Source organism: Salmonella sp. 32120201201600049SM (genome assembly GCF_017572835.1).
GTDB classification, from domain to species: domain Bacteria; phylum Pseudomonadota; class Gammaproteobacteria; order Enterobacterales; family Enterobacteriaceae; genus Salmonella; species Salmonella enterica.
The window spans coordinates 410,806-437,450 of sequence record NZ_JAGESA010000002.1; the positions used below are offsets into that span (position 1 = coordinate 410,806).

At 50.2% G+C, this 26,645-nt stretch carries 23 protein-coding genes, 1 tRNA gene and 2 pseudogenes; 18 read left to right on the forward strand and 8 right to left on the reverse strand.

Going from position 1 to position 26,645, the window contains the following annotated elements:
* Window positions 1-5 precede the first annotated feature (5 nt).
* Both J4650_RS07960 and hemW read left to right on the forward strand, forming a co-directional pair.
* Window positions 6-599, forward strand: coding sequence for an XTP/dITP diphosphatase (locus tag J4650_RS07960; protein ID WP_001174769.1), 594 nt, complete (start codon window positions 6-8; stop codon window positions 597-599).
* The gene (gene hemW, locus J4650_RS07965) at window positions 592-1,728 is read left to right on the forward strand and encodes a radical SAM family heme chaperone HemW (protein WP_023993944.1); all 1,137 of its coding nucleotides are present in this window, start codon (window positions 592-594) and stop codon (window positions 1,726-1,728) included. Before J4650_RS07960 ends, hemW begins: the two co-directional genes overlap by 8 nt.
* A gap of 91 nt (window positions 1,729-1,819) precedes the next feature.
* Here the strand turns inward: hemW and J4650_RS07970 are convergent, their stop codons facing one another.
* The 5 genes from J4650_RS07970 to trmB form a co-directional block, all read right to left on the reverse strand.
* Window positions 1,820-2,827 carry a DUF1202 domain-containing protein gene (locus J4650_RS07970; protein WP_000252197.1) on the reverse strand — a complete coding sequence of 336 codons (1,008 nt, stop codon included), beginning with the start codon at window positions 2,825-2,827 and terminating at the stop codon, window positions 1,820-1,822.
* Window positions 2,828-2,959: 132 nt separating this feature from the next.
* Complete coding sequence (ansB, locus tag J4650_RS07975) at window positions 2,960-4,006, reverse strand: L-asparaginase 2 (protein WP_000394188.1); 1,047 nt, start codon at window positions 4,004-4,006, stop codon at window positions 2,960-2,962.
* A gap of 188 nt (window positions 4,007-4,194) precedes the next feature.
* Complete coding sequence (locus tag J4650_RS07980) at window positions 4,195-4,914, reverse strand: DUF2884 domain-containing protein (protein ID WP_000984827.1); 720 nt, start codon at window positions 4,912-4,914, stop codon at window positions 4,195-4,197.
* A 49-nt stretch (window positions 4,915-4,963) separates the two neighbouring features.
* Window positions 4,964-5,290: a YggL family protein gene (locus tag J4650_RS07985; RefSeq protein ID WP_001107574.1), complete on the reverse strand. Its 327-nt coding sequence runs from the start codon at window positions 5,288-5,290 to the stop codon at window positions 4,964-4,966.
* Window positions 5,290-6,009: a tRNA (guanosine(46)-N7)-methyltransferase TrmB gene (gene trmB / locus J4650_RS07990; protein ID WP_000786895.1), complete on the reverse strand. Its 720-nt coding sequence runs from the start codon at window positions 6,007-6,009 to the stop codon at window positions 5,290-5,292. Before trmB ends, J4650_RS07985 begins: the two co-directional genes overlap by 1 nt.
* A 154-nt stretch (window positions 6,010-6,163) precedes the next feature.
* On the opposite strand from trmB, the gene mutY reads away from it, so the two are divergent.
* The 4 genes from mutY to J4650_RS08010 all read left to right on the forward strand — a co-directional run bounded on the left by mutY (window position 6,164) and on the right by J4650_RS08010 (window position 10,190).
* Window positions 6,164-7,216 (forward strand): A/G-specific adenine glycosylase, encoded by a 1,053-nt coding sequence (gene mutY, locus J4650_RS07995; RefSeq protein WP_023993943.1) that lies wholly within the window; start codon window positions 6,164-6,166, stop codon window positions 7,214-7,216.
* 27 nt (window positions 7,217-7,243) lie between these two features.
* On the forward strand, window positions 7,244-7,519 hold the full coding sequence (locus J4650_RS08000; protein WP_000091706.1) for an oxidative damage protection protein: 276 nt from the start codon (window positions 7,244-7,246) through the stop codon (window positions 7,517-7,519).
* Between the two features lie 112 nt (window positions 7,520-7,631).
* Complete coding sequence (mltC, locus tag J4650_RS08005; RefSeq protein WP_000976289.1) at window positions 7,632-8,717, forward strand: membrane-bound lytic murein transglycosylase MltC; 1,086 nt, start codon at window positions 7,632-7,634, stop codon at window positions 8,715-8,717.
* 216 nt (window positions 8,718-8,933) lie between these two features.
* On the forward strand, window positions 8,934-10,190 hold the full coding sequence (locus J4650_RS08010) for a nucleoside permease (protein ID WP_001049804.1): 1,257 nt from the start codon (window positions 8,934-8,936) through the stop codon (window positions 10,188-10,190).
* Window positions 10,191-10,251: 61 nt separating this feature from the next.
* On the opposite strand, the gene J4650_RS08015 is transcribed toward J4650_RS08010, so the two are convergent.
* Window positions 10,252-12,387, reverse strand: coding sequence for an ornithine decarboxylase (locus tag J4650_RS08015; protein WP_000839737.1), 2,136 nt, complete (start codon window positions 12,385-12,387; stop codon window positions 10,252-10,254).
* Between the two features lie 424 nt (window positions 12,388-12,811).
* On the opposite strand from J4650_RS08015, the gene J4650_RS08020 reads away from it, so the two are divergent.
* From J4650_RS08020 to J4650_RS22785, 3 genes and pseudogenes are all read left to right on the forward strand, one after another.
* Complete coding sequence (locus J4650_RS08020; protein ID WP_124234961.1) at window positions 12,812-13,519, forward strand: DUF554 domain-containing protein; 708 nt, start codon at window positions 12,812-12,814, stop codon at window positions 13,517-13,519.
* A gap of 105 nt (window positions 13,520-13,624) precedes the next feature.
* A tRNA-Phe gene (locus J4650_RS08025) sits at window positions 13,625-13,700 on the forward strand.
* Window positions 13,701-13,859: 159 nt separating this feature from the next.
* A pseudogene (locus J4650_RS22785) lies at window positions 13,860-14,090 on the forward strand (Arm DNA-binding domain-containing protein); the annotation flags it as partial.
* A gap of 293 nt (window positions 14,091-14,383) precedes the next feature.
* Here the strand turns inward: J4650_RS22785 and J4650_RS08035 are convergent.
* Entirely contained in the window at window positions 14,384-15,289 is a 906-nt protein-coding gene (locus tag J4650_RS08035; RefSeq protein WP_001650656.1) for a LysR family transcriptional regulator, read from the reverse strand.
* A gap of 100 nt (window positions 15,290-15,389) precedes the next feature.
* Here J4650_RS08035 and J4650_RS08040 point away from each other — a divergent pair, with 100 nt between their 5' ends.
* From J4650_RS08040 to J4650_RS22790, 4 genes and pseudogenes are all read left to right on the forward strand, one after another.
* A complete protein-coding gene (locus J4650_RS08040; RefSeq protein WP_023232633.1) occupies window positions 15,390-16,013 on the forward strand; it encodes an NAD(P)H-dependent oxidoreductase in 624 nt (207 codons plus the stop codon).
* Between the two features lie 25 nt (window positions 16,014-16,038).
* Window positions 16,039-16,302, forward strand: coding sequence for a YdgH/BhsA/McbA-like domain containing protein (locus tag J4650_RS08045; protein WP_023994396.1), 264 nt, complete (start codon window positions 16,039-16,041; stop codon window positions 16,300-16,302).
* A gap of 75 nt (window positions 16,303-16,377) precedes the next feature.
* Complete coding sequence (locus tag J4650_RS08050; protein WP_023994395.1) at window positions 16,378-17,697, forward strand: ferric reductase-like transmembrane domain-containing protein; 1,320 nt, start codon at window positions 16,378-16,380, stop codon at window positions 17,695-17,697.
* 383 nt (window positions 17,698-18,080) lie between these two features.
* Window positions 18,081-18,185: pseudogene (locus J4650_RS22790) on the forward strand (IS5/IS1182 family transposase); the annotation flags it as partial.
* Window positions 18,186-18,280: 95 nt separating this feature from the next.
* Here J4650_RS22790 and J4650_RS08055 read toward each other — a convergent pair.
* Window positions 18,281-18,733, reverse strand: coding sequence for an AAA family ATPase (locus J4650_RS08055; RefSeq protein WP_023993940.1), 453 nt, complete (start codon window positions 18,731-18,733; stop codon window positions 18,281-18,283).
* A gap of 198 nt (window positions 18,734-18,931) precedes the next feature.
* Here J4650_RS08055 and J4650_RS08060 point away from each other — a divergent pair, with 198 nt between their 5' ends.
* The 5 genes from J4650_RS08060 (at window position 18,932) to J4650_RS08080 (ending at window position 26,642) form a co-directional block, all read left to right on the forward strand.
* A complete protein-coding gene (locus tag J4650_RS08060) occupies window positions 18,932-19,549 on the forward strand; it encodes a DUF6088 family protein (RefSeq protein ID WP_023202708.1) in 618 nt (205 codons plus the stop codon).
* Window positions 19,549-20,616: a nucleotidyl transferase AbiEii/AbiGii toxin family protein gene (locus J4650_RS08065; RefSeq protein WP_023993939.1), complete on the forward strand. Its 1,068-nt coding sequence runs from the start codon at window positions 19,549-19,551 to the stop codon at window positions 20,614-20,616. Before J4650_RS08060 ends, J4650_RS08065 begins: the two co-directional genes overlap by 1 nt.
* Before the next feature lie 183 nt (window positions 20,617-20,799).
* Window positions 20,800-23,127 carry a TerB N-terminal domain-containing protein gene (locus J4650_RS08070; protein ID WP_023994392.1) on the forward strand — a complete coding sequence of 776 codons (2,328 nt, stop codon included), beginning with the start codon at window positions 20,800-20,802 and terminating at the stop codon, window positions 23,125-23,127.
* 3 nt (window positions 23,128-23,130) lie between these two features.
* The gene (locus J4650_RS08075; protein ID WP_023993937.1) at window positions 23,131-24,447 is read left to right on the forward strand and encodes an ATP-binding protein; all 1,317 of its coding nucleotides are present in this window, start codon (window positions 23,131-23,133) and stop codon (window positions 24,445-24,447) included.
* Window positions 24,444-26,642 (forward strand): DEAD/DEAH box helicase, encoded by a 2,199-nt coding sequence (locus tag J4650_RS08080; protein WP_023993936.1) that lies wholly within the window; start codon window positions 24,444-24,446, stop codon window positions 26,640-26,642. Before J4650_RS08075 ends, J4650_RS08080 begins: the two co-directional genes overlap by 4 nt.
* Window positions 26,643-26,645: the final 3 nt, after the last annotated feature.

The following is a 26,645-nucleotide window of genomic DNA, read 5'->3' on the forward strand; positions in this document are numbered from 1 at the left end:
ATTCCATGCAAAAAGTTGTTCTCGCAACCGGCAACGCCGGTAAAGTGCGCGAGCTCGCGTCGCTGTTAAGCGATTTTGGGCTTGATGTGGTAGCGCAAACGGAACTGGGCGTTGACTCCGCGGAAGAAACCGGCCTGACGTTTATTGAAAACGCGATTCTCAAAGCGCGCCATGCCGCTAAAATGACCGGTCTGCCCGCCATTGCCGATGACTCCGGTCTGGCCGTTGACGTTTTAGGCGGCGCGCCGGGTATCTATTCCGCGCGCTATTCTGGCGAAAACGCGACAGATCAGCAAAATCTGGAAAAACTGCTGCATACTCTACGAGATGTTCCGGACGACAAACGCCAGGCGCGATTCCATTGTGTACTGGTTTATTTGCGTCATGCCGAAGATCCCACACCGATAGTCTGTCACGGTAGCTGGCCTGGCGTCATTACTCGCCAGGCGGCCGGAAATGGCGGATTTGGCTATGATCCCATTTTCTTCGTACCGTCTGAAGGCAAAACCGCCGCAGAACTGACCCGTGAAGAAAAAAGCGCGATTTCCCACCGTGGACAAGCGCTCAAGCTGCTGCTGGATGCGTTACGCAATGGCTAAACTACCGCCGCTCAGTCTTTATATTCATATTCCCTGGTGTGTACAAAAATGTCCATATTGTGACTTCAATTCCCATGCGTTGAAGGGCGAGGTGCCGTATGACGACTACGTCCAGCATCTGTTAAACGATCTGGATGCCGACGTCGCCTGGGCGCAAGGGCGTGAAGTAAAGACCATTTTTATTGGCGGCGGTACGCCAAGCCTGCTTTCCGGGCCGGCGATGCAAACGCTGCTGGACGGCGTGCGCGCGCGCCTGAATCTGGCGGCGGATGCGGAAATTACCATGGAAGCGAACCCCGGCACGGTCGAAGCCGACCGCTTCATCGACTATCAGCGCGCCGGCGTAAACCGGATCTCCATTGGCGTGCAGAGCTTTAGTGAGCCTAAGCTGAAACGTCTTGGCCGTATTCACGGTCCACAAGAGGCGATGCGGGCAGCAAGACTGGCAAATGGACTTGGGCTACGCAGCTTTAACCTCGACTTGATGCATGGATTGCCGGATCAAACGCTGGAAGAGGCGCTGAATGATTTGCGACAGGCGATTGCGCTTAATCCGCCGCATCTCTCATGGTATCAATTGACGATTGAACCCAACACTCTGTTCGGTTCGCGTCCGCCGGTTTTACCGGACGATGACGCTCTGTGGGATATCTTTGAGCAGGGCCACCAGTTATTAACCGCTGCTGGCTATCAGCAATACGAAACGTCGGCCTATGCCAAACCCGGTTATCAGTGCCAGCATAATCTGAACTACTGGCGCTTTGGCGACTATCTGGGTATTGGCTGCGGCGCCCACGGTAAAGTCACCTTCCCGGGCGGCAGGATCCTGCGCACCACCAAAACCCGTCACCCACGCGGTTATATGCAGGGACGTTACCTGGAAAGCCAGCGTGACGTGAGTGATGACGATAAACCCTTTGAGTTCTTTATGAATCGTTTTCGGTTGCTGGAGCGCGCGCCTCGCGCCGAATTTGTCGATTATACCGGGCTTACGGAAGCGGTTATTCGTCAGCCAATCGACGAGGCTATTGCCCAGGGCTACCTGACCGAATGCGAGCAATACTGGCAGATTACCCGGCACGGTAAACTGTTTTTAAACTCTCTTCTTGAGTTGTTTCTCGCGGAATAACAAGGAATAAGCCTGTAGCGCCAGCGGGTAAAATATCTGATGGCGCGACGCTTACCGACCTGTGGCGGTTAATGCGCCGCCGGCAAGCGCATTATTTAATAACCCCTTTACGACGCAAATCGTCCGTATCTTTTTTCCAGCGCTCGTAACCGTCATTAATATCCATAATTTTCACACGGATATCACTCTGTTGCATCTGAAGTTTCTGTACCGCTATATTCAGCGGATATTGCCCTTTCTCTAACGTTATCCAGTCATTCTGCGCTTTTCGACGCAGCTCTTCTGATTTCAAAAATACCTGCCGCCGTTGCTCGTGTATGTCTAAATCTCTTTTCTGCTGAATAGCCGCTTCATTGCACGGCTCACTCTGCTTACGACACGCGTCTAATGCCGGTTGATAGACCTCTTTTTCGTATTTCTCGGCATATACGCTGCTATCGTTGGCTTTTACATAATCATCGCGCTCTTTTAACGTCTTTTTAAACGCCTCTGCGCGGGTCAACGGTTTCCCATCAGCGCCTTTTCCCCAATACGCGTCCGCTTCTTTTTTAGCTACCGCTATTTTCTTATCCAGGGCAGAGAGTTGTTCTTCAAGACCGGGGATCGATGCTTTCTGCGCACGCCAGGAGGCTTCAATGTTGCCAAACCGATAGTTAAAGTCATCACTGTTGACGATCAGGTATTTATCATTCGTTTTAATGTCGTCAATAGCCCGGCCCTGATCGCTGGCTGCCATTTGTAATGAGTAATAGTTCACCGTCCAGCCAGAGGCTGGCGTCCCTTTACTGGTTAACATGGCAGAAAATTTAACGGGACGATCTTTGGTCCAGGTTTTTTCAACAAAATAATAATCCGCCGCCATACCAACGCCGGTATACATATCTTCACGGGAAGAAATATCCCCTTCGGCAGACCAGGTGGCCTGATTGCCCGTCGAATCAAGATTTTTTAAGGTAATGGAATCCAGTTTAAGTATGCCGTGGTACTGCTTACTAAACTGTTCTTTTAAGATGTTATCGGAGGGTTGAGCAACCTCTGCCCAACTATAGCCTGAAATCAGGGCAAACAGCGCTGCGCCAGCAATCCATTGTCGAACCACTTGTGGATCTCCCGTCCAGAGACATGACGCCCACAATTATCATAACCATGATGATAATTAGCAAGATAATAGTGTTGGTTGTGCGAGAGGTCTTCCAAAGATAGCCCCGGCCTTCCGACCGGGGCATTATCTTTAATACTGATTGAACATCGACTGGATCTGTTTTGGATCTTTAGTCTGGGTTAACGCCAGTTGCAGTAAGACACGCGCTTTTTGCGGGTTCAGCGTGCCGGAAGCGACAAAGCCGTATTTTGCATCGTCAACTTCCGCATCCTGCGTGGTTGCGCCAGTCGGCACACGTGAAGAACGCACCACTACCGTACCGTTGTGCGCGGCGGTCGCCAGGGTATCAAAGACCGTTTTATACAGGTTGCCGTTACCCACACCTGCGCTCACGATCCCGTCATAACCCGCGTCTACCAGCGCTTTTGCCGGCAGATCGGACGCATTCGCATAGTTATAAACGATACCGACTTTCGGCAACGCGGTCAGCTTCGACACGTCGAACGGGGTGGAAGTGGTATGTTTACGCTCTGGCGTACGCTGGTAGTCAATTTTACCGTTGTGGATATAACCCAGCGGGCCGTAATTAACCGCTTTAAACGTCGCCACGTCAGTCGTATTGGTCTTAGTGACGTCGCGTCCGTCCATGACGGTATCATTCATTACCACTAGCACGCCGCGGTTGGCAGACTGTTTATCAGCCGCTGTTACTACCGCATTATAGAGGTTGAACGGGCCATCTGCGCTCATTGACGTGGAAGGACGCATCGCGCCGACCAGTACCACCGGTTTATTGCATTTCACGGTCAGATCGAGGAAATAAGCGGTCTCTTCCATCGTATCAGTACCGTGGGTGATCACGAAACCGTCGGTGCTGTCGCACTCGGTATTGATTTTTTTCGCCAGCGTGAGCCAGACTTCATCGTTCATATCCTGCGAGCCAATGTTAACGACCTGCTCGCCTTTCACTACCGCAATGTCCTTCAATTGAGGAACGGCATCCACCAGATTTTCGACGCCGACTTTACCTGCCGTATAATTTGATTTTGTTGCTGAATCACCACCGCCAGCGATCGTTCCGCCGGTCGCTAAGATGGTGATATTCGGTAAAGCGAACGCTGCGCCGCTGAAACCCATTACCAGAGCAGCTAATGCCGTTTTCCTGAAAAACTCCATGTTATATCTCCAGTTATGTCAACTGGTCGCATTATCTCTATATTGCAGACGAATAATGTGACGCCATACGATTAACCAGCGATATATATCCGACAGAGAGTATTTTTTAGAGATGGATAACAAAATGCAGGAAAAAACAGAATAAAAAGGCGCAGATACGATCTGCGCCATTGTTTAAAAAGGAAAGATTACTTCAGGCTGCCAACCAGCGCTTTGCGGCTATCTTCTAAGGTCACTACGCGGCTACAGACATCTTTGCCAAACTGCTGGAAATCTTTCTCCTGATTTTTCCATTCGTTCTGGATAGCGGTTTGCAAACCACCGAGGCTGCCCATCACGCCCTGTAAAGGATTGCCGCCGCCTTTAAGCACCGCTTTGGCGCCCATTTCGTTAATGCTGTCCTGCAAAATACCGCCCATCGCCTGATTCACCAACTGCTGACCGTCGGCACGCACCTGGTCGATAGCCTTATAGTGGAACGTCAGGCCGTCCGTACGATGTTCGATAATGCGGTTCATTTGCGCTTTTAATTGCGCATCAAGCTTCGTCAGACGGCTACGCATGTTGCTGCTTTCGCCCACCTCTTTAGCGATGATTTTATCCAGCGCCACGCGGCCTTTTTCGACGCGCGATCGGGCGCCCTCATCAATCCACGGCAGCGCGCTTCGCAGTTCCGCCTGGTAATCTTTCGCTTGCTCGCGCTGCGCGGCGCTAAGGGTGTACTGCTTACCGTTGTACATCACATTGCCGTCCGGCGTGATCACCAGGTTGCCATTTTCACCTTTCACCTGCACCGTTTGTGGACTCAGGATCACATCGTCACGCGGCGTGACGCTGCATTTGTAATCTGCATGAGCGGCCATCGCCGTAAACGTTAGCACTGCCGCCAGCAGCGTTTTGCGCATCATAACTTTCCCTCAAGACAAAGCGGGCCGGCATTTGCCGACCCTGTACTTATTAGTCCCACCAAACGTCGAAAAGTTCGCTGGTTCGGACTTCTTCAAGGTTGCGCGCTTCCAGCCACTTACGCACAATCGCCTGATGTTCTTCGGTACATTTACCGATTTCCTGCATACAAATCAGCCCTTCCCAGGCCAGGTAGCCGCTGCCGTCAAACGCCAGTTTATTAGGCTCAATAACGTCATTAATAAAGTCATCGACAGTCTTATCGACCTGCTCTTCAGATGTACCTTCCGGAAAACGCCATGCCACCGAAAATCCTAATTCCTGGAATTCGTCAATGTGCATTTTTTTACGCAGACGACGACTACGGTTCTTTGCCATTATTTCACCCTCTCGAACATTAAGTCCCATACGCCATGACCAAGACGATGGCCACGTTGTTCAAATTTCGTTACCGGGCGCGATTCCGGGCGCGGTACATAATCATTGCTCTCTGACAGATTTTTGTACCCGTCGATAGAAGACATGACTTCAAGCATGTGTTCCGCATACGCTTCCCAGTCGGTCGCCATATGGAAAACGCCGCCCAATTTCAGCTTGCTCAATACCAGTTCAGCAAACGGCACCTGAACGATACGGCGTTTATTATGACGCGCTTTATGCCACGGGTCAGGGAAAAAGAGCTGAACCATCGATAAAGAATTGTCAGGAATCATTTTATGCAACACTTCTACCGCGTCATGGCACATGACGCGCAGGTTTTCAACGCCCTCTTCATTAGCGGACGCCAGACACGCGCCGACACCGGGTGAATGCACTTCAATGCCGAGGAAATTCTGCTCCGGGCGCGCTTTCGCCATCGCCACGAGAGACGCCCCCATGCCAAAACCAATCTCCAGCGTCACCGGCGCTTCGCGACCAAACAACGTGGCGAAATCTACCGGCGCTTCGCTGAACTCGACGCCCATCACCGGCCAGTAGTTTTCCAGCGCGTGCTCTTGCCCCTTTGTCAGTCGCCCCTGGCGACGAACAAAACTACGAATACGGCGCAGCGGGCGACCGTTTTCATCAAATTCCGGTGAAATGACGTCGTTTTTCATAAAAGTGTAGTCTGCTGTGTTTGAGTTCTGAAAACGGGCATTATCCAAAGTTAGTTGCCGGATGCAAGCATGAAGCGCACTGCGGAAAGTTCCGGTTTACACCCTGCGGCCTCTGTGCTGCAATCTTGCCCCCGGCAATAATGAATGAGTTTCCATGCAAGCGTCTCAATTTTCAGCCCAGGTTCTGGACTGGTACGACAAATACGGGCGGAAAACGCTGCCCTGGCAAATTAACAAGACGCCTTACAAAGTATGGCTCTCGGAAGTCATGTTGCAACAAACGCAGGTGACGACGGTGATTCCTTACTTTGAGCGATTTATGGCGCGCTTTCCGACAGTGACGGATTTAGCGAATGCGCCGCTGGATGAAGTGCTCCATTTATGGACCGGGCTCGGCTATTACGCCCGCGCGCGTAATTTGCATAAAGCGGCGCAACAGGTGGCGACGCTTCACGGTGGAGAATTCCCGCAAACTTTTGCCGAAATCGCCGCGCTACCCGGCGTCGGGCGCTCAACCGCCGGCGCGATTATCTCCCTCGCGTTAGGTAAACATTATCCGATTCTTGATGGAAACGTTAAACGTGTGCTGGCTCGCTGTTATGCTGTTAGCGGCTGGCCTGGAAAAAAAGAGGTGGAGAATACGCTGTGGACGTTGAGCGAGCAAGTGACGCCCGCACGCGGCGTGGAGCGTTTTAATCAGGCGATGATGGATCTGGGCGCGATGGTTTGTACGCGTTCAAAACCAAAGTGCACCCTGTGTCCGCTGCAAAACGGTTGTATCGCCGCTGCGCATGAAAGCTGGTCATGCTATCCGGGTAAGAAACCGAAACAGACGTTGCCGGAGCGGACGGGTTACTTTTTATTGTTACAGCATAATCAGGAGATTTTCCTGGCGCAGCGTCCTCCCAGCGGTTTATGGGGCGGACTCTACTGCTTCCCGCAGTTCGCCAGCGAAGATGAATTGCGTGAATGGCTGGCGCAACGGCATGTTAACGCTGATAATTTGACCCAGCTTAACGCGTTTCGCCACACATTTAGCCATTTCCATCTGGATATTGTGCCTATGTGGCTTCCCGTGTCGTCACTGGACGCCTGCATGGATGAAGGCAGCGCGCTCTGGTATAACTTAGCGCAACCGCCGTCAGTCGGACTGGCGGCCCCCGTGGAGCGCTTGTTACAGCAGTTACGTACCGGAGCGCCAGTTTAACGCCCCGGTCGATGAAGAGGATGACTTATGAGCAGAACGATTTTTTGTACTTACCTGCAACGCGACGCTGAAGGGCAAGATTTTCAGCTCTACCCTGGCGAACTGGGAAAACGTATCTATAACGAGATCTCTAAGGACGCGTGGGCGCAGTGGCAGCATAAGCAGACCATGTTGATTAACGAGAAAAAGCTCAACATGATGAACGCCGAGCACCGTAAGCTGCTGGAACAGGAGATGGTGAGCTTCCTGTTCGAAGGCAAAGACGTTCATATCGAAGGTTATACGCCGGAAGATAAAAAATAGGCCCGTTGCTGAATGACGCTGCGCTTATTCGGCCTGTGAGTTATGCCGGATAAGCCCTTAGCGCCGCTGCCCGGCAACATGGCATAACGACAACACAACATGCACTCCCGGAATGATGAAAAAATTACTCGCGCTTGCTGTTATTGCGCCGTTGCTCATCTCCTGCTCCAGTTCGACCAAAAAAGGCGAGACGTATAATGAAGCCTGGGTCAAGGATACCAACGGCTTTGATATTTTGATGGGGCAATTTGCCAACAATATTGAAAATCTGTGGGGATATAAGGAAGTCCTGATCGCCGGGCCGAAAGACTACGTCAAATATACCGATCAGTTCCAGACCCGTAGCCACATCAACTTTGATGATGGGACCATTACCGTTGAAACCATCGCCGGGACGGAACCTACCGCACATCTGCGCCGGGCCATTATTAAAACGTTGCTCATGGGTGACGACCCAACCTCCGTCGATCTTTACTCCGATGTCGATGACATAAAAATTTCTAAAGAACCCTTCCTGTATGGTCAGGTCCTCGACAATACCGGCCAGCCTATTCGCTGGGAAGGCCGCGCCACGACATTCGCGGATTACTTGCTGAAAACGCGGCTCAAAAGCCGCAGTAACGGCCTGCGTATTATTTACAGCGTCACCATTAATCTGGTGCCGAACCACCTTGATAAACGCGCGCATAAATACATTGGCATGGTACGCCAGGCCTCCCGTAAATACGGCGTTGACGAGTCGCTGATTCTGGCGATTATGCAAACGGAGTCCTCGTTTAACCCGTATGCGGTCAGCCACGCGGATGCGCTGGGCCTGATGCAGGTAGTGCAACACAGCGCCGGGAAAGATGTTTTCCGTTCTCAGGGTAAGTCCGGCACGCCAAGCCGTAACTTCCTGTTCGACCCCGCCAGCAATATCGATACCGGCACAGCGTATCTGGCGATGTTGAATAATGTCTATCTGAGCGGTATCGAAAATCCGACGTCGCGGCGCTATGCGGTCATTACCGCCTACAATGGCGGCGCAGGCAGCGTATTACGCGTATTCTCGAACGATAAGATTCAGGCCGCGAATATGATTAACCGCATGTCGCCGGGGGATGTGTACCAGATATTAACCACCCGACATCCATCTGCGGAGTCGCGCCGCTATCTGTATAAGGTGAATTCCGCCCAGCGATCGTATCGCCGCCGATAAACCATCGCATCCCGCCTCTGGTTGGCAAATGACAGAGGCGGGAAAGGTAAAAGTGTTAACTCCGTCACCCTTTTGCTTTGCAATCAGAAATTGTTTGCAAATATTTGTCACAGGTAACAAAAAAAGCCCGCCTCTCATTGATAGAATCACACCAAATCACAACGGCAAATGTGCCTTTTAAAACATTCATCCGCTCTCAGGTGTGAGGAAATTAACATGAATCTTAAGCTGCAGCTTAAAATACTCTCTTTTCTGCAGTTCTGTCTGTGGGGAAGCTGGCTCACTACCCTGGGCTCGTATATGTTCGTCACCTTAAAATTTGACGGCGCATCTATTGGCGCAGTTTATAGTTCACTGGGGATTGCTGCCGTCTTTATGCCGACTTTGCTAGGCATTGTGGCTGACAAATGGCTGAGCGCGAAATGGGTCTATGCCCTGTGTCATGTCGTCGGCGCCATCACGCTATTCATGGCCGCGGAAGTCACTACGCCTGGGGCGATGTTCTTTGTGATCCTGCTTAACTCGTTGGCCTATATGCCGACGTTGGGCTTGATCAATACCATATCGTATTACCGCCTGCAGTCTGCCGGCATGGATATTGTGACTGACTTCCCGCCTATCCGTATCTGGGGCACCATTGGCTTTATTCTGGCGATGTGGGGCGTGAGTTTCTCCGGTTTCGAGCTGAGCCATATGCAGCTTTATATCGGCGCGACGCTTTCCGTTCTGCTGGTACTGTTTACCTTTACCCTGCCGCACATTCCGGTGGCGAACCAACAGAAAAACCAGAGCTGGACATCAATGCTGGGCCTTGACGCTTTTGCGCTGTTTAAAAATAAGCGGATGGCGATTTTCTTCATCTTCTCCATGATGCTGGGCGCGGAACTGCAGATCACCAACATGTTTGGCAACACCTTCCTGCATAGCTTTGATAAAGATCCGCTATTCGCCAGTAGCTTTATCGTGCAGCACGCCTCGGTGATGATGTCGATTTCGCAGATTTCTGAAACGTTATTCATCCTGACCATTCCGTTCTTCCTGAGCCGTTATGGTATTAAGAACGTTATGCTTATCAGTATTGTGGCGTGGATGCTGCGTTTCGGCCTGTTCGCTTATGGCGACCCGACGCCGTTCGGTACCGTTCTGCTGGTATTGTCGATGATTGTGTACGGCTGCGCCTTCGACTTCTTCAACATTTCTGGCTCGGTGTTTGTCGAAAAAGAAGTACGCCCGGAAATCCGCGCCAGCGCGCAGGGGATGTTCCTGATGATGACCAATGGCTTCGGCTGTATCCTGGGCGGCATTGTGAGCGGTAAAGTGGTGGAGTATTACACTCAAAACGGCATTACCGACTGGCAGACCGTGTGGCTCATCTTCGCAGGCTACTCGCTGGTGCTGGCCTTCGCGTTCGTAGCCTTGTTCAAATACAAACACGTTCGCGTTCCGGCAAGTTCGCAACCCGTTGCACATTAATCCTTGCCCTGTTTCGCAGGCCGGATAAGGTGTAAATGCCTTATCCGGCCTGCAGGCAACGTTACTTTAAAACATATCCGTACAAACGTTGAATTCCATCGGCATCGGTCTCGCTATATACCCCCTGCAATTCCGGCGAAAAACCAGGCAACAGATTGATGCCCTCTTCCAGCGCCAAAAAATAACGCTGCGCCGCGCCGCCCCAAATCTCCCCGGGCACCACGCACAGTACGCCCGGCGGGTATGGCAATGCCCCCTCGGCAGCAATACGCCCGCCCGCCTCGCTGATACGCACCAGTTCTACATCGCCGCGAATAAAGGCGCTGTTGGCGTCCTGTGGGTTCATCGCCACATGCGGCAGGCTTTCTTTGCGGAACATCGCTTTTTGCAGATCCTTAACGTCAAAGCTAACGTACAGATTGTGCATCTCCTGACATAGCTCACGCAGGGTGTAATCGCGGTAGCGCACCGGGTATTTCTGAAAAACCGTCGGCAATACATCCGCAAGCGGCGTATCGTCTTCAATGTGTCGTTCAAATTGCGCTAGCATCGCGACCAGTCGCGCCAGTTTCTCTTCGCTCTCGGCAGGTGTCAGCAAGAACAGAATCGAGTTGAGATCGCACTTCTCAGGCACAATACCGTTCTCACGCAGATAGTGGGCGAGAATGGTCGCCGGGATGCCGAATTCGGTGTACCGCCCACTATCGGCATCAATACCTGGCGTGGTCAGTAACAGTTTACAGGGGTCGACAAAATACTGGTCATCCGCATAACCCTCAAAGCCATGCCATTTCGCCCCGGGCTCAAAACTGAAGAAACGACGATTGCTGGCAATGGTCTCCGTCGGATATGCCTGCCACGGCTTGCCGTCAACCACCAGTGGGATAAAGGGCTGAAGCAGTTTGCAACGGGCGAGAATGGCTTTACGCGCGTCAATGCCCAGCGCAACGCACTCCGCCCACAGGCGGCGACCGCTCTCCCCTTCGTGGATTTTGGCATTGATATCCAGCGCCGCAAACAGCGGGTAGAACGGGCTGGTCGAGGCGTGCAACATGAAGGCGTTGTTCAGGCGTTTGTGCGGGCAAAAACGCGCCTGGCCGCGAATATGGTTATCTTTTTTGTGGATCTGCGAGGTTTGTGAGAACCCCGCCTGTTGCTTATGTACCGATTGGGTCACAAAGATCCCTGGGTCGTTTTCATTAAGCTCCAGCCGCAACGGCGAGGTATCCGCCATCATATTGATAAACTGCTCATAGCCTACCCACGCGGAGTCAAACAGAATGTAATCGCAGAGATGCCCGATTTTATCCACCACCTGACGGGCGTTGTAAATAGTGCCGTCATAGGTACCCAGCTGAATGATCGCCAGGCGGAACGGACGCGACGCATCGGCGCTTTCCGGCATCACGTCACGAATCTGGTCGCGCAGGTACGTTTCATCAAAACAGTGCGCATCAATACCACCGATAAAACCAAACGGGTTGCGCGCCGCTTCAAGATAGACCGGCGTCGCCCCGGCCTGAATCAGGGCGCCGTGGTGGTTGGATTTGTGATTATTACGATCAAACAGCACCAGATCGCCGCGCGTCAGCAGGGCGTTGGTGACCACTTTATTCGCCGCCGAAGTTCCATTCAGCACAAAGTAGGTTTTATCCGCATTAAACACTTTTGCCGCAAATTTCTGCGCGTGTTTGGCAGAACCTTCATGTATTAGCAGATCGCCAAGTTTCACATCGGCGTTACACATATCCGCACGAAACAGGTTTTCACCAAAAAAGTCATAAAAATGGCGGCCTGCGGGATGTTTTCTAAAAAATTCGCCATGCTGGTGCCCCGGGCAAGCAAAAGTACTATTCCCCATGTCGACATACTGGGTCAGGGTGCCATAAAAGGGCGGCAGAAGTTCCGCTTCGTAGCGACAGGCAGCGTTTTCCAGCTCCAGCCATTCCTGCGCGTTCCCGACTATTACCGCTGTAACGCCGACAGGCGCGCTGACGGGTTCATCCGCAAGCATAAACACCGGCAGGTGAAAACCGGTGCGTTTAAGCAACGCCAGAATACCGCTACGGCTGTCGGCAGTAGTAATGACGACTGCGGCCACATCGGTAAAGTCGGTACTGTCCAGCGCCACTACGTTTCGGTGGGTGGAGAGACGGGGGATGAGTTCACCGCTGGCGGCAATATTCATTGATTTCATAAGCGCAAATACCCGTTTCGGGAGTAGAGTAACCCCGGACAAGGCCCGATGCCTTGCCCAACGAGATGCCGGGTCAAACTGGATACCAGCTCCGACCGCCAGACATCAGTAAAAACAGACTGTTTCTGATTTTACTGTTGTCCTGCAGTGAGCGTGCGCTGCCCTCACCGCATAGCGGGGATGACAAAAAAAGGAAAGAAAGGGGCAAACCTCGCGCAGTCAGGCGACAGTGAAGACAATATAAAGGCGCTATGTTCATCCCGGCGAGCCCCATGCTGGCAGGAGAAATTTCGCGCAATCATGGCACCTTTCACCAGACGGCGCAAGGTAAAATCAGCGCTCTATACGTCACAGATAATCAAGCTATTAACAGCTTAATCGCGTGATAATAAGGCAATTTGAAAGACAAATAACAGGAGTCATTGTGGTAATTGGATCTTTTATTAACGCTGGCGCAATTTTATTCGGCGGCGTTATTGGCGCGCTGTTAAGTCAGCGTCTGCCAGAACGGATTCGCGTCTCAATGACGTCTATTTTTGGTCTGTGCTCTCTGGGTATTGGCATTCTGCTGGTGATGAAGTGCGCTAATCTTCCGGTGATGGTGCTGGCGACGCTGGTCGGCGCGCTTATCGGCGAGTTTTGTTTGCTGGAAAAAGGCATTAATGGCGCAGTCGCGAAAATCCAACAATTATTTATGGCATCGGGTAAGAAGCCGACACACGACTCATTTATTCAAAGTTACGTCGCTATCATTGTACTTTTTTGCGCCAGCGGCACCGGTATTTTCGGTGCGATGCATGAAGGGATGACCGGCGATCCAAACATTTTGATCGCTAAATCTTTTCTGGATTTTTTCACTGCCATTATTTTCGCCTGTTCGCTTGGCATCGCCGTTTCGGCGATTTGCGCGCCGATGTTGATTATCCAGTTAACGCTTGCCGCCTGCGCCACCCTTATTCTTCCGCTGACCACGCCGGCAATGATGGGCGACTTTAGCGCTGTAGGCGGACTGCTGCTGGTGGCGACCGGCTTGCGTGTATGTGGAATCAAAATGTTTCCGGTAGTGAATATGCTCCCGGCGCTGTTGCTGGCGATGCCGATTTCCGCCGCATGGGCGATGTTTTTTGCCTGACTCTGCGTGCAATAACAACAAAGTGGTGATAGATTGTGCAGTCTACGTTGATTTGAAGAAATTTCGTTGACGAAGCGAGGCGATTACGGTTTAATGCGCCTCGTTGCCCGGATAGCTCAGTCGGTAGAGCAGGGGATTGAAAATCCCCGTGTCCTTGGTTCGATTCCGAGTCCGGGCACCACCTTCCCTTTTTTATGCTTCCTTAAAAATCCCCATGTGTTTTTAATTCAATGAGTTAGCGTGAAAATCTTTTCAGGTGCGTTTTGATTTATCCCTACGTATCCGGAAAATTGTGGGTCAGATTAAGGGTTCATTCAGTTCGATGAACGGAGAGACCCTCATGTTAACTGATAGCAAGATCTGCGCCGCGCCCCTCGAAAAACCCTACAAAAATCACCGATTCACAAATTCTGTACCTGACGGCTCTAAGCTATGGTATTTCCGCTATCGCTTCGGCGGTAAAGAAAATCGTCTGACTTTCGGCCCCTATCCGCAGGTTACGCTGGCAAAAGCCCGCGAAAAGCGCAATGCCGCGCGTAAGCTGCTGGTATCGGGTATCTGCCCTTCTCTGATGCCAGTGAGCGTCAAGGAGCGCAACGGCGTGCGGGCGGCGTATGTACATGGAGGCGCGTATGGAGATGATGCAGTGGTGGTCAGATTATCTGGACGTGAGCCGCGAGGGGGACGTTGCGCCCTATATTTATGCCCGGCAACATAGCGTATATTTAAGACTTATGAACTGACTGCAGAATGTCTAAGCCGGGATTATCTGCCACAATCATGTCTGGTCATTTGTTACAACAACACGGCGACAGTTTTCTGCCGCTATGAATTAACATTTTTAGAGCCTATCCCATTAGGCTCTTAATGTCCTGAATTTAGTTTCTCCTGCCGCATGGTTAACTCGTCCATAAAATAGCGTGCAACTGCGGGCATTCCTTTGTTCGCTGGGAATAGTGCATAAATCTGTCTTGGCTGGCCAGACCACTCGGGGAAAAGTTGTACCAGTCCCCCATTTTGCAATTCTTCCTTGCAGGCCGGAAACGGTAACAAAGCCACACCATTGCCGCCAGCAACTGCCTGTAACAGAACCCGCAGATTATTGGAATACAAACGGGGGGAAAGTGACAGGGTGATTTCCTGACTCCCATTGATTAAATGCCACGGTTGCATACGGCCGTCGGCCAGTCTCACCATTGCCGGAGCCCTGTGAAGATCTCCAATGGTCTTTAAATCAGGATATTGCTCGACCCACTGGGGGCTGGCAACCAGAATATCGTATAGCGTATTGATTTTTTTATAGTGCAACGAAGAATCAGGCAATGCCCCTGAACTTACTGATAGCGCAATATCAATACCTTCTGCAATCATATCCACCGGGCGATTGACAGCAAGGAGCTGCACATTTGCCAGCGGCCAACGGGCAATAAATTCGTTGATGAGTGCTCCCAGCCACGTTTCTGCCATGAATACCGGCGCACTGATCCGTAATGTCCCCTGTGGATACTCCTGTACCGCCTGAACAACAGCGCGGGCTCGCTCACTTTGATTTACCAGCGTCTGACACTCCTGCGCAAATTGCTCGCCGACTTTGGTCAGCGCAAGGCGTCGGGTTGTCCGCTGAATCAGATGTACACCAAGCTGTTCCTCTAATGCCGACATCCGCCGACTTAGCACCGATTTGGACACTTTCGCACGTATTGCCGCCCGGCTGTAGCTTCCTTCTTCTGCAATCAGGGCAAAATACCAGTAATCATTCCAGTCAATCATGATTGTTCTTTTATCGCAACAATGAAGTTCAATTTCGTCTATTTAAACATCATTTTAAGAACGGTTAAACTAGCCACACGTTTTAAATGAGACGAACACCATGAAGATCCTCCACATTGACAGCAGCCCTATGCTCTGCAACTCCAGCTCACGAAAGCTGAGCCTGGCGCTGACAAAAGCTATCTGCCAGCGCTTTCCGAATGCCAGCGTGACATACCGCGATCTCGGACGGACACCGCCACCCCACTTACGCGAAGAGACATTTCTGGTGCTTGGGGGAAAGTTAATGTCTACAGACGCACAAACGCAAAGTGAAGTGGAGGGTATCAGAAACGCGATCGCGGAGTTGAGCCTCTGCGATATATTAGTAATAGGTGCACCGATGATTAACCACTCTGTCTCTTCGGGTCTGAAAACCTGGATAGATCAGGTTTGCCAGGCTGGTCTGACATTTCGTTTTACCTCTACGGGTGCAACGGGGTTACTGGCCGACAGGCCAGCATTTATTGTCTCCACGCGTGGTGGAATTTATTCAGATACCAGGCATCGGGAATTGGATCATCAGGAAAGCTATCTGCGGTCAACGTTAAATTTGATGGGGATCACTAACGTCCATATATTGCCCACCGAAGGAGTGGATAAAACCATACCAGGCAGATCTCTGGCAGAAAAAAACTCGCTGGCGCAAATTCCCTGTATGCTGGCTCATGCTTTTAATCGATAAGTTTATTAATATGAAAGGAATTCTTATGAATATCAGTAAAAAAATTGTCACCTCTTTTTTCTTACTCTCTTTATTTGGGCAGACATCCGTTGCTGCAACAGAAATTAGTCATCCAGAAACAGACATGAAAGAAGTTGCTCATGTTAGTGTATCATCCATAAATACAAATCCTGAAAGCATCATACAACTCCTTCAGAATAAAACTGAAGCGTCAGGTGCTCATTATTATCGAATCACTTCATTTCATATCGATAATCAATCACACGCCACCGCTATTCTTTATAAATAATCACAATTACAATCAATCGTAATTATTATCCAGGACACGGGTAATTGCCCGTGCCTGCTAAAAAAACAGGCCATTATGAAAATAACGTATTTTGTGAGTAGCTTAACATTACTCACAGCAAGTCTTATTTTTGTCTTATCAGGTGAAATATTCCACGCCGAAACATCTAAAATCTTTTGGCTGTTTCGGCAAAACTTTCTCTTTTTTAGTGGGTGCGTCGCATGGTGTTTTATGACATTAGCTATGTGTCTGATTTTGCGTTCACCCTGGTTGAATCGGATTCTGAAAGGTCTGGATAAATCGTGGGGTTTACACAAACAAGCTGGTATTATCGCGACAGTCTTTACGCTGGCGCACTGGCTGGACGAAAAAATACCTCACTGGCTGGTGCAAAATGGCTGGCTTGCTCATCCAGGATCACTGGGAAGTGTTCAGATAAGCTCATGGCAATCTCAACTGATCTATGCAGGATTGTTAGCTGCTGAATGGTCTACATACCTGATGATAGGGTTGGTGCTGGTTTCTCTTGTAAAAAAAATCCCTTATAACATTTTCCATTTTATACATCGTCTGTTTCCTGTTTTTTACCTGGCTACTGCTTTCCATATTTTTACCGTTCTATTTAAAACATTTTGGTGGAATTCACCTGCGGGCATTCTGCTGGTAATTGTGAGTATTCCAGGTATTTACGCTGCCGTCCTTTCACTATTTAATATGATTGGTTATAAAAACAAACGCGTTGCGATCATCACAAACATCGACTATTACCCAAATGATATTATAGAAATAACTCTACATACTGACACTCCTCTATTGCATACACCTGGGCAGTTTTCATTTTTAACATTTCAACATGATGCAGAGGCACACCCATTCACTATAGCCTCTTATTACCAGGATAAAAAACACTTGCGTTTTGCCATTAAAGCATTAGGGGATCATACACATTCACTAAAGAAAGAATTAAAAACTGGACAGGACGTGATTGTTGAGGGCCCCTGGGGTTATTTAGACTTTAATATTCAATCTGAGCGTCAGGTCTGGGTTGCGGGAGGGATCGGTATCACTCCTTTTATATCTCAGCTGGAATATTTAAAAAACTCAGACCACCAACTATGCCCTATTGATTTATGGTATTGCGTTGGTCAGCATGATGATTTGCAGTACCCTGTAAATCTCGATTTATTATGTACAGCAGCAGGTGTGACTTTACACCGTATCGATGCCGGGAAGAAACTGGAAGCCAAACATATTATGATGGAAAGCGATAATAGCCAAAACGTTCACGTCTGGTTTTGCGGGCCAGCAGGTTTTGCGAAAAGTCTACTATCCGGACTACAAAAGTACGGGATATCAGAGAAAGCCTTCCATTATGATCGTTTTAATATGCGTTAATTATTGATGAGAAAATTCATATACATATTTTTCTCAGGCTACCTCGGTATTGGTTTACAACAAATCGAAGAAACCTAATCTCAGAAATAGCTCTGTAATTTACTTTTCGGACTACTGGCACAATGCGATCCGGATGCTGAGATAAGTAAAGAAGCTCATGAGTGGGTTAATACTCCTCTGGTCAGAAAAGGGATTATGTAAATAATTAAGGGACGCCACTGCGGCGTCCCTTAGATATGAAAAAGAGGTGCGCCCCTCCACACCGTTTCCATTACTACGTAATGATCGATAAATACGGATTATCTTCGGCTTTGTTGAATAAATCGAACTTTTGATGAGTTGAAGGATCAGTTCACACATCATCCGGCAACACAGCTCGTCCCATGGCAAAGCAGAAGTTCAGAACCACCAACTGGCGCAACTACAATAAAGCCCTTATCCACCGCGACGCCATCGCTTTCTGGCTGGACGACGAGGCAATTCAGGCGTGTGCTGCTTGCGTGCCTTTTTGGTGGTTGATGCTGGTTTTGTCATGTGAGTCACCTCTGGTTGAGAGTTTACCCACTTAGTTGCGGGTCCACTATTACTGGGTAAGATCATGATTCCAGCCATCAAATCCCATAAATATGTCTCGCAGAACCATTTTTAATGTTTTCTTCCATACCATCAACGCCGCGTTTTTGCACGTCCAAAGCATCACGCCGGGCGAAAAAACTTTACTCTCCGCTTCCAGATCATCTATTTCCGTTTTTATTTCTGCATTTTCACTATGTAAAGTGAAAATGCCCGGCTGAGAAGGTTGACTGAAAATATCGTCTACATACTGCTGGTTAAACACCAGGTAGTTCATATCCAATGGAGGTTGCAGGCTGCACCGGCTGTAATCTGGTCGACCATGCTTATAAAAGTAGCCAGAAACGGTTGATTTCTCAGAACCGTTTTGTCCATAGATAAGAGTGACATACTTACTCAAGTCGAACTCTACTGGCTTTTCACCCTGATAACTGCGAACGCCGTGGATGGAGAGAATGGCCATGCTATATCATTGTCACCGCCTTCTGTATGTGGATATTTTATCGCCGGCATTCCCTACAGCAAGCAACCTCACTGATAACTGCCATTTTATACATTGTTCTATAATGAACGTTACTGACATTTTTTATGTTAGACTCCTTGATACACAAGGGATATAATGAAATCACATATCAATTAAAATGTCAGTACAGGAGAATCAATGTCTGTTGCCGCTCTGGCCCGCCAGCGGGTTCACCGCATGAAGCGGGGCGTTCCCTTTTCCATCAGCGGATTTTACTCGCTGGGAAGTCGCGCGTCGGTACAACAGGCAATGAGTCGTCTGGTCAAAGAAGGCCTGCTGGTCCGGGTTGAACGCGGTTTCTACTCCCGGCCAAAACCGTTAAAAAACCTTCCATCCGTAAACGTTGTCGCCAGCGCCAATGCCGTTGCCGCCGCATGGGCAAAGGAACGCGGTTACAAAATCACCCTTCAGGGGCTGGAAGCCGCTTACCGGCTAGGGCTGCAAACGCAGGCGCCGGTTAAACGCATCTACTGGTCAAACGGCCCTACGCGAGAGTTCCGTGTCGGCAATGAGTTGGTCCGGATCCAGCATAAATCAGCAAGCCGGTTACGTTGGCTGAACCGACCTGAAGGAGAGCTGATGCGCGGTTTGCTGAGTCTGGATCAGCAACATACCCCACCGGAAACGCTGAAGAATGCTTTTCATCGGCTGAGCATCCCGTCCGCTGAAGCGCGGCAGATTGCCGGAAAGTTAATGAATGAGCCTGCGCTTCACGCGTGGCGCTCGCACCTGATGACGTTGCAAAAGGCGCTCTGATGGACATTTTTGATTACTACCGGAGCGCATCACAACGTCTTGAGCTTCAGGAAATCCTCTCTTACGCGGCACAGCAGCATCCCTCCGGGCTGGGAGCCAGCTTTCTGGAAAAGGATCTTTGGGTAACGGAGATCCTTCGGCTGCTTTTTAATGAGGATCTGCTGGGAGATTTATCTGTCGCGTTTAAAGGTGGAACGGCGTTAAGCAAATGCTGGAACGTGATTGAGCGTTTTTCTGAAGATATCGATCTTTCTGTTCACTGGGCCGATCTGGCAGGTCACTCTGAAGAGGAAGAACAGCAGGCATGGGAGCAAAGCACGCTAAATAACAGCCAGAATCGCCGGTTCAGAGAGCAGCAGCAAGAGCGCCTAACAGAATGGACAAACGTGCTGGCAGAACGGTTAAACCAACGCTTTCAGGCTTATGAAATTCCGGGCCTTGAAGCAAAAATGGAACCCGACAGCGGTGGCGAAAAAATCGATATCTATTTCCCACGGGTGAAAGAAGACAGTATGGCCTATCAGCGCGATCATATTCTGCTGGAATTTGGCGGACGAAATCGTGGCAAGCCAACCGAGCTAATGCCTGTTGTGAGCTATCTGTCCGGGATTGCTGGAATGGATGTACTTCTGTTACCCGCCGCGACCGTAAACGCTTATGACACCGGTTATATTCTTTGGGAAAAGCTGACGGCGCTGCACCAGTTCTGCACGCAAACCAAAGCGCCAAATCCGGCCCGACTGGCACGCCACTGGTATGATGTGGATTGTCTGCTGCGTAATCATTTTGCCAGCCCCTATGAAACGCTGGAAGCCATGCGCAATGTGGTCGAGATGAAGCAACGTCGCTGGTCCGTGCCGGGCGTTGATTTTACTCAGGTCATTGTCGGAAACCTGCAACTGTTGCCTGACGATGCTGAACGATTCGCCGCGATCGCCGGGGATCATCAAACGGCAGTGGAAGGGGGAATGTTCTTTAGTGAGCCTGATGGATTTGCTGACATTGCCGATCGCCTTCGTCATTCGCAAGATGAAATCAATCGTTTTATGCGTGATTCACAGGTATAGCCTGACCCTGCCAATTTATCCCCCAGCCATATGGCATAATCCTTTTGAATAACAGGGTTTTTATGCTTGTACTCCAGCCCATTCGCGGTATCATTTTACGATCTCTCTTCCAGTTTTATGCTTACCGCCTTTGCCGCTCGTAGAACAATGCCGGGAAGCATTATCAGCGATTAAGGGCACGGAATGGGCTTCTGGATATTCGTTATTGCACTGGCTGTTATCTGGCTTCTGTTTTCCAAAAAGAAAAAGTCGCCGCCTCCCAAAGTAAATAGCAAAATCATCACCAAAATAAATCATTCATCTCAACACAAATCTCTCAATCAACCAGCCAGCAGCGTGACAAATATGCATTCTCAGTCATCCGAGGATGACGAACTGGCAACCTTTACCTTCGTTAATGGGCTGACGGTTGAATACAGCACAAGCCGCCAGCCATCGCGAGAAAGCGCCGCCCGTAGCAATACCACGCCAGCGCGATGGGTCAAACCGGGAGAAAGTATCACCATTCAAAACGTCGTCATTAATCACGGTTATTTTTATTTCGGCGGGCGGTTAAAAACACATTCATCAGGAGAATATGGCTATCTTTATAACGATGGCTCTGACGCTTCGCTGGTTAATGACGCTTTTCCCATCGAGCCTGGTTCACGGCATTATTATGATGAATCGCTGGGATACTGGCCCAGCTTTGCCACACTCACCCCTCGCTGCCGTGGTGCCTATCTTGACTGGCTGGCAAGCGATCGCAGCGATGCGAACTGCCCCGTTGGCTATGTTTTTATCTATTTTTACGGTCTGGAACGCCGCGTACTGGCAGATGGCACACAAGAGGCTATTTCTGACGATGAATTCAAAGCATTATTCGAAGAGATATCACGCCTGAGAACCGTATTTCAGGCCAGCGGTTCCTTCCGGCATTATGCAACGCAGTTGCTGGAAATGATGATCATTCTCAGACCGATGTTACTTTCTATACATACCGAAAACGAATATTTCTCGTCAAGGAGTTCATTACTGTTCAGACTGAATCTGGCGACGGTGGTTGAGAAAGGACAACCTGTTTGTGCCGATCTGGCACTGGCATGGATACACTATTTTCCTGATTACACCCTGCGTACGCCTGCCCGTCGATGTCATGCTGAATTTTCCGCGTTATTCAAACAGCGTTATACCCAAAAATACGGTGACGGTATTGTCGTCAAACCCAATAAAACACGGTTGCATCTAAGCTATACCCCCGCCAGTGGTACGCTTCGGGAACTTCAGGTAAAAAAACAGATGGATCTTCCCGATCCCAGCGTTTTAAAAGCCCCAGTTCAGAAATTAATTTCTGTTGCAGAATCCTGTATCAACGCGCTGGATGCCTACAGTCGCTATCTCGGTAAAAAAGATGCCTCAGCAAGCGATGTCGCCGCCATCATGCTGCTTCCCGATGAAATACTGACCGAAGACGCAGAACACCTGTTTGCTGAATTTAAACATTGGGCAGATGATAAAATCCGTGACTATTCAGGACTGGCGACAGTAGCTGATTTCTGGGCCAGACTGGGTATGCCTGTACCGGATAAGATTAATAAGAAAGAAGCCGAGCTGATGCAAAATTTCGCCAGGCGAGCAGGCTACGGCATTGCGCCGGATATGCGCTATCACCTTGTCCGGCCAGAACCAGAAGGACATATTGTTTTATTTCCCGAAGGACATGCGGAATTCTACGTACCGTCGGCGGAATTTACATCAGTCTCTGTGGCGCTTCGGCTGGGCGCCATGATTGCACAAATGGACAAGCGTGTGGATGTTGCTGAACAGGCTACGCTGGAAAAAATCATTGATCACAATGATACGTTGTCGCCAACAGAAAAACGTTCGCTGCACGCCTACCTCACCTGGAGGCTCAATACGCCTGCAAATCAGGCAGGCCTGAAAGCTAAAATTGAACAACTCAGCGATAAAGAAAAATCCGCTATTAGCAACGTTATTATCAGCGTCGCCTGCGCAGATGGAAAAATCGATCCGGCGGAAATTAAGCAACTGGAAAAAATCTATACCAGCCTCGGCCTGGACAGCAGTACCGTCACCAGCGATATCCACCGCCTGTCAACCGCAGAAACAACGCCGACGGCTACGTTACAAACCCCATCAGCGACGAGCGGCGCGTTTTCTCTTGATGAACGGATCCTTGCCCGTCATGAGTCTGATACCACGGACGTACGCCAGTTACTGAACACCATCTTCACCGAAGATGAACCCGCAGATGAATCCCCGGCGGAGATCCCGCCACACGCTGGCGCAGGTCTTGATGAAGCACATCACCAGCTTTACCAACGTTTGCTGGAAAAAGAGCGCTGGGCGCGAAACGAAGTCGCTGAGCTATGCCAGCAATTTAATTTGATGCTAAGCGGCGCGATTGAAGCAATTAATGACTGGTCTTTCGAACAGGTTGACGCCCCGGTGCTTGATGATGACGATGATATTTACGTTGACCTGGAAATTGCACAAGAACTCAAAGGATAATTTATGTCTGGCATTCGTATTCGTCTCAAAGAAAGAGACGCCATTATTCAGTCACTGAAGTCAGGCGTTACGCCTAAAATTGGCATTCAGCATATTCAGGTTGGTCGGGTCAACGAGATAAAAGCGCTGTATCAGGATATTGAGCGTATCGCTGATGGCGGTGCTGGATTCCGGTTGGTTATCGGGGAATACGGTTCTGGTAAGACATTCTTTTTAAGCGTTGTGCGCTCAATCGCACTAGAGAAAAAGCTGGTGACAATCAGTGCCGATTTATCCCCGGACAGGCGTATCCACGCGACGGGTGGACAGGCGCGTAACCTCTATTCTGAGCTAATGAAAAATCTGTCCACACGCAATAAGCCGGACGGAAATGCATTATTAAGCGTGGTTGAGCGCTTTATTACGGAAGCCAGAAAAGAAGCAGAAAGTACAAACATGACGGTTCCGACGATTATTCACCAAAAGCTCGCTGACCTGTCTGATATGGTTGGCGGTTACGATTTCGCCAAAGTCATTGAATGTTACTGGCAGGGCCACGAGCAGGATAATGAGACACTGAAATCAAATGCCATCCGCTGGCTAAGAGGTGAATACACCACGAAAACCGACGCCCGTAACGATCTGGGTGTGCGCACCATTATCTCTGATGCCTCTTTCTACGATTCGCTAAAGCTGATGAGCCTGTTTGTCCGTCAGGCTGGATACGCGGGTCTATTGGTGAATCTGGATGAGATGGTCAATCTGTACAAACTGAGCAATACGCAGGCCAGGGTTGCAAACTATGAACAGATACTGCGTATTCTGAATGATTGTCTGCAAGGAACGGCTGAGTATATTGGCTTTTTACTTGGCGGTACGCCAGAGTTCCTATTCGATCCGCGCAAGGGGCTATACAGCTACGAAGCGCTCCAGTCACGACTGGCGGAAAACAGCTTCGCCCAGCGTGCCGGGGTGATTGATTATTCGTCCCCTTCCCTGCATTTAGCCAGCCTGACGCCAGAAGAGCTCTATATTCTGTTGAAAAACCTTCGTCACGTTTATTCCGGCGGCGATGCGGATAAGTATCTGGTTCCTGATGATGCGCTGACGGCATTTTTACGCCACTGTAGCAACACTATTGGCGATGCCTGGTTCCGTACACCACGAAACACGATTAAAGCCTTCCTGGATATGCTGGCCGTGCTGGAACAAAACCCGTCCATTCAGTGGTCACAGTTAATCGCTGGTGTCGCGATCGCGGAAGAAAAGCCCAGCGATATGGATGAAATAACGTCGGCAGAAGATGCCGATGAGGATGGTCTGGCCGACTTCAGATTATGATGAACGAATACCAGCGGCTGGATCCACGGATACAGAAGTGGATATACCGGCAGGGATGGGCCGATCTCCGGGAACTGCAAAAAAAAGCCGTTCCACCGATATTAGCGGGCGATCGGGATGTCCTGATCAGCGCCGCGACTGCCGCGGGTAAAACGGAAGCTTTTTTCCTGCCCGCCTGTTCTGCCATTGCGGATATTCAGGGCGGTTTTGGCATTCTATATATTAGCCCACTTAAGGCCCTGATTAACGATCAGTATCGACGGCTGGAAAGCCTCGGCGATGCGCTGGAGATACCGGTCACGCCCTGGCATGGTGACGTTGCGCAGAGCAAAAAACTGAAAGCGAAGAAAAACCCTGCCGGTATTTTGCTTATCACCCCGGAGTCGCTGGAAGCGATGCTGATCCGCAATGCGGGATGGTTAAAGCAGGCTTTCGCGCCACTGACATATATCGCCATTGATGAATTCCATGCTTTCATCGGTTCTGAGCGGGGTATGCAGCTTCTCTCTCTGTTAAATCGAATCGATCACCTGCTCGGAAGAATCGACAATCCAGTTCCTCGGGTCGCACTCAGCGCAACGCTGGGGGAACTGGAGCGTGTACCGTTATCTCTGCGGCCAAATCAACGTCTACCCTGCAACATTATTACCGACAGTCAGACTCACGCTACGCTAAAAGTACAGGTGAAAGGTTATCTGGAACCGCTAACCACCTCGGGCCAACAACCGCCGCCGTCGGCAGAGACGCAAATCTGTCATGATATCTTTCGCCTCTGTCGCGGTGACTCCCATCTGGTGTTCGCTAACAGTCGCAAACGGACCGAAAGCATTGCCGCTACGCTTAGCGATCTGAGTGAAGCGAGCATCGTTCCCAATGAGTTCTTCCCCCATCACGGCTCGCTGTCCAGAGATCTGCGTGAAACGCTGGAACAGAGGCTTCAACAAGGCAACTTACCCACCACCGCCATCTGTACGATGACGTTAGAGCTTGGCATCGACATCGGTAAAGTCAGCTCCGTTGTGCAAGTTACCGCCCCCCATTCCGTAGCCAGCCTGCGCCAGCGAATGGGACGCTCCGGTCGGCGCGACTCGCCTGCCGTATTGAGAATGCTGATTGCCGAACATGAACTGACACCAACATCAGGCATTGTCGACCAGCTCAGGCTTCAGCTTGTTCAGTCGCTGGCCATGATCCGCTTACTTATCGGCAGCAAATGGTTTGAGCCAGCTGATACCCGGCAGATGCACTATTCCACCCTGTTCCATCAGATTCTGGCGATCGTGGCACAGTGGGGAGGCGTGCGTGCGGATCAGATCTGGTCACAGCTATGTCAACAAGGGCCATTTCAGAAAGTCCGAATCGATGGCTTCAAAACGTTATTGAAGCATATGGGAGAGCACCAGTTTCTGACCCAGCTATCAAGCGGCGAACTGGTTCTGGGCGTCGAGGGCGAACGTCAGGTAAATCAATACACCTTCTACGCCGTGTTCAGCACACCGGAAGAATTTCGCATTGTGGCGGGGAGCAAAACACTGGGCTCCATTCCCGTTGATTCCCCACTGATGCCTGACCAACACATTATTTTCGGCGGTCGACGCTGGAAGGTAACCGATATCGATAGTGATAAAAAAGTTATTTATGTCGAGGCGACAAAGGGTGGGCAGCCGCCGTTATTTGGCGGACAAGGGATGTCCATTCATGATGTCGTCCGCCAGGAAATGCTCACTATTTATCGGGAAGGCGACTACCGCATCACCGTTGGCGATCGCAAGGCCGATTTTGCCGATACCACGGCCAAAAACCTGTTTGATGAAGGGCTGCACTGTTTTCGCAACAATAATCTGGCTTCGGAATGTTTTATTCAGCAGGGACAGCATGTCTACATTCTTCCCTGGCTAGGCGATCAAACCGTAAACACGTTGTCGGCATTACTTATCCAACGCGGTTTCAAGGCGGGTTCATTTGCTGGTGTGGTTGAAGTAGAAAAAACTACGGTCTCGGAGGTTAAACAGGCGTTATTCAGCGCACTTCAGGAAGGGCTACCTTCCGAATCCCGTCTTGCCGAAAGCATCGCTGAAAAGTGCCTCGAAAAATATGATGAGTATTTACCGGAGGTGTTGCTGACGCAGGAGTATGGGTTACGTGCTTTTAATGTTGAGCGCGTGGAGGAGTGGTTGCAGAGGCATTTATATTAAAGG

Bases quoted from the DNA above. Each gene is read 5' to 3' on its own strand.
- J4650_RS07960 (WP_001174769.1), top strand. From the start codon at position 6: ATGCAAAAAGTTGTTCTCGCAACCGGCAACGCCGGTAAAGTGCGCGAG.
- hemW (WP_023993944.1), top strand. From the start codon at position 592: ATGGCTAAACTACCGCCGCTCAGTCTTTATATTCATATTCCCTGGTGT.
- ansB (WP_000394188.1), bottom strand. From the start codon at position 4,006: ATGGAGTTTTTCAGGAAAACGGCATTAGCTGCTCTGGTAATGGGTTTC.
- J4650_RS07980 (WP_000984827.1), bottom strand. From the start codon at position 4,914: ATGATGCGCAAAACGCTGCTGGCGGCAGTGCTAACGTTTACGGCGATG.
- J4650_RS07985 (WP_001107574.1), bottom strand. From the start codon at position 5,290: ATGGCAAAGAACCGTAGTCGTCGTCTGCGTAAAAAAATGCACATTGAC.
- trmB (WP_000786895.1), bottom strand. From the start codon at position 6,009: ATGAAAAACGACGTCATTTCACCGGAATTTGATGAAAACGGTCGCCCG.
- mutY (WP_023993943.1), top strand. From the start codon at position 6,164: ATGCAAGCGTCTCAATTTTCAGCCCAGGTTCTGGACTGGTACGACAAA.
- J4650_RS08000 (WP_000091706.1), top strand. From the start codon at position 7,244: ATGAGCAGAACGATTTTTTGTACTTACCTGCAACGCGACGCTGAAGGG.
- mltC (WP_000976289.1), top strand. From the start codon at position 7,632: ATGATGAAAAAATTACTCGCGCTTGCTGTTATTGCGCCGTTGCTCATC.
- J4650_RS08010 (WP_001049804.1), top strand. From the start codon at position 8,934: ATGAATCTTAAGCTGCAGCTTAAAATACTCTCTTTTCTGCAGTTCTGT.
- J4650_RS08015 (WP_000839737.1), bottom strand. From the start codon at position 12,387: ATGAAATCAATGAATATTGCCGCCAGCGGTGAACTCATCCCCCGTCTC.
- J4650_RS08035 (WP_001650656.1), bottom strand. From the start codon at position 15,289: ATGATTGACTGGAATGATTACTGGTATTTTGCCCTGATTGCAGAAGAA.
- J4650_RS08040 (WP_023232633.1), top strand. From the start codon at position 15,390: ATGAAGATCCTCCACATTGACAGCAGCCCTATGCTCTGCAACTCCAGC.
- J4650_RS08045 (WP_023994396.1), top strand. From the start codon at position 16,039: ATGAATATCAGTAAAAAAATTGTCACCTCTTTTTTCTTACTCTCTTTA.
- J4650_RS08050 (WP_023994395.1), top strand. From the start codon at position 16,378: ATGAAAATAACGTATTTTGTGAGTAGCTTAACATTACTCACAGCAAGT.
- J4650_RS08055 (WP_023993940.1), bottom strand. From the start codon at position 18,733: ATGGCCATTCTCTCCATCCACGGCGTTCGCAGTTATCAGGGTGAAAAG.
- J4650_RS08060 (WP_023202708.1), top strand. From the start codon at position 18,932: ATGTCTGTTGCCGCTCTGGCCCGCCAGCGGGTTCACCGCATGAAGCGG.
- J4650_RS08065 (WP_023993939.1), top strand. From the start codon at position 19,549: ATGGACATTTTTGATTACTACCGGAGCGCATCACAACGTCTTGAGCTT.
- J4650_RS08070 (WP_023994392.1), top strand. From the start codon at position 20,800: ATGGGCTTCTGGATATTCGTTATTGCACTGGCTGTTATCTGGCTTCTG.
- J4650_RS08075 (WP_023993937.1), top strand. From the start codon at position 23,131: ATGTCTGGCATTCGTATTCGTCTCAAAGAAAGAGACGCCATTATTCAG.
- J4650_RS08080 (WP_023993936.1), top strand. From the start codon at position 24,444: ATGATGAACGAATACCAGCGGCTGGATCCACGGATACAGAAGTGGATA.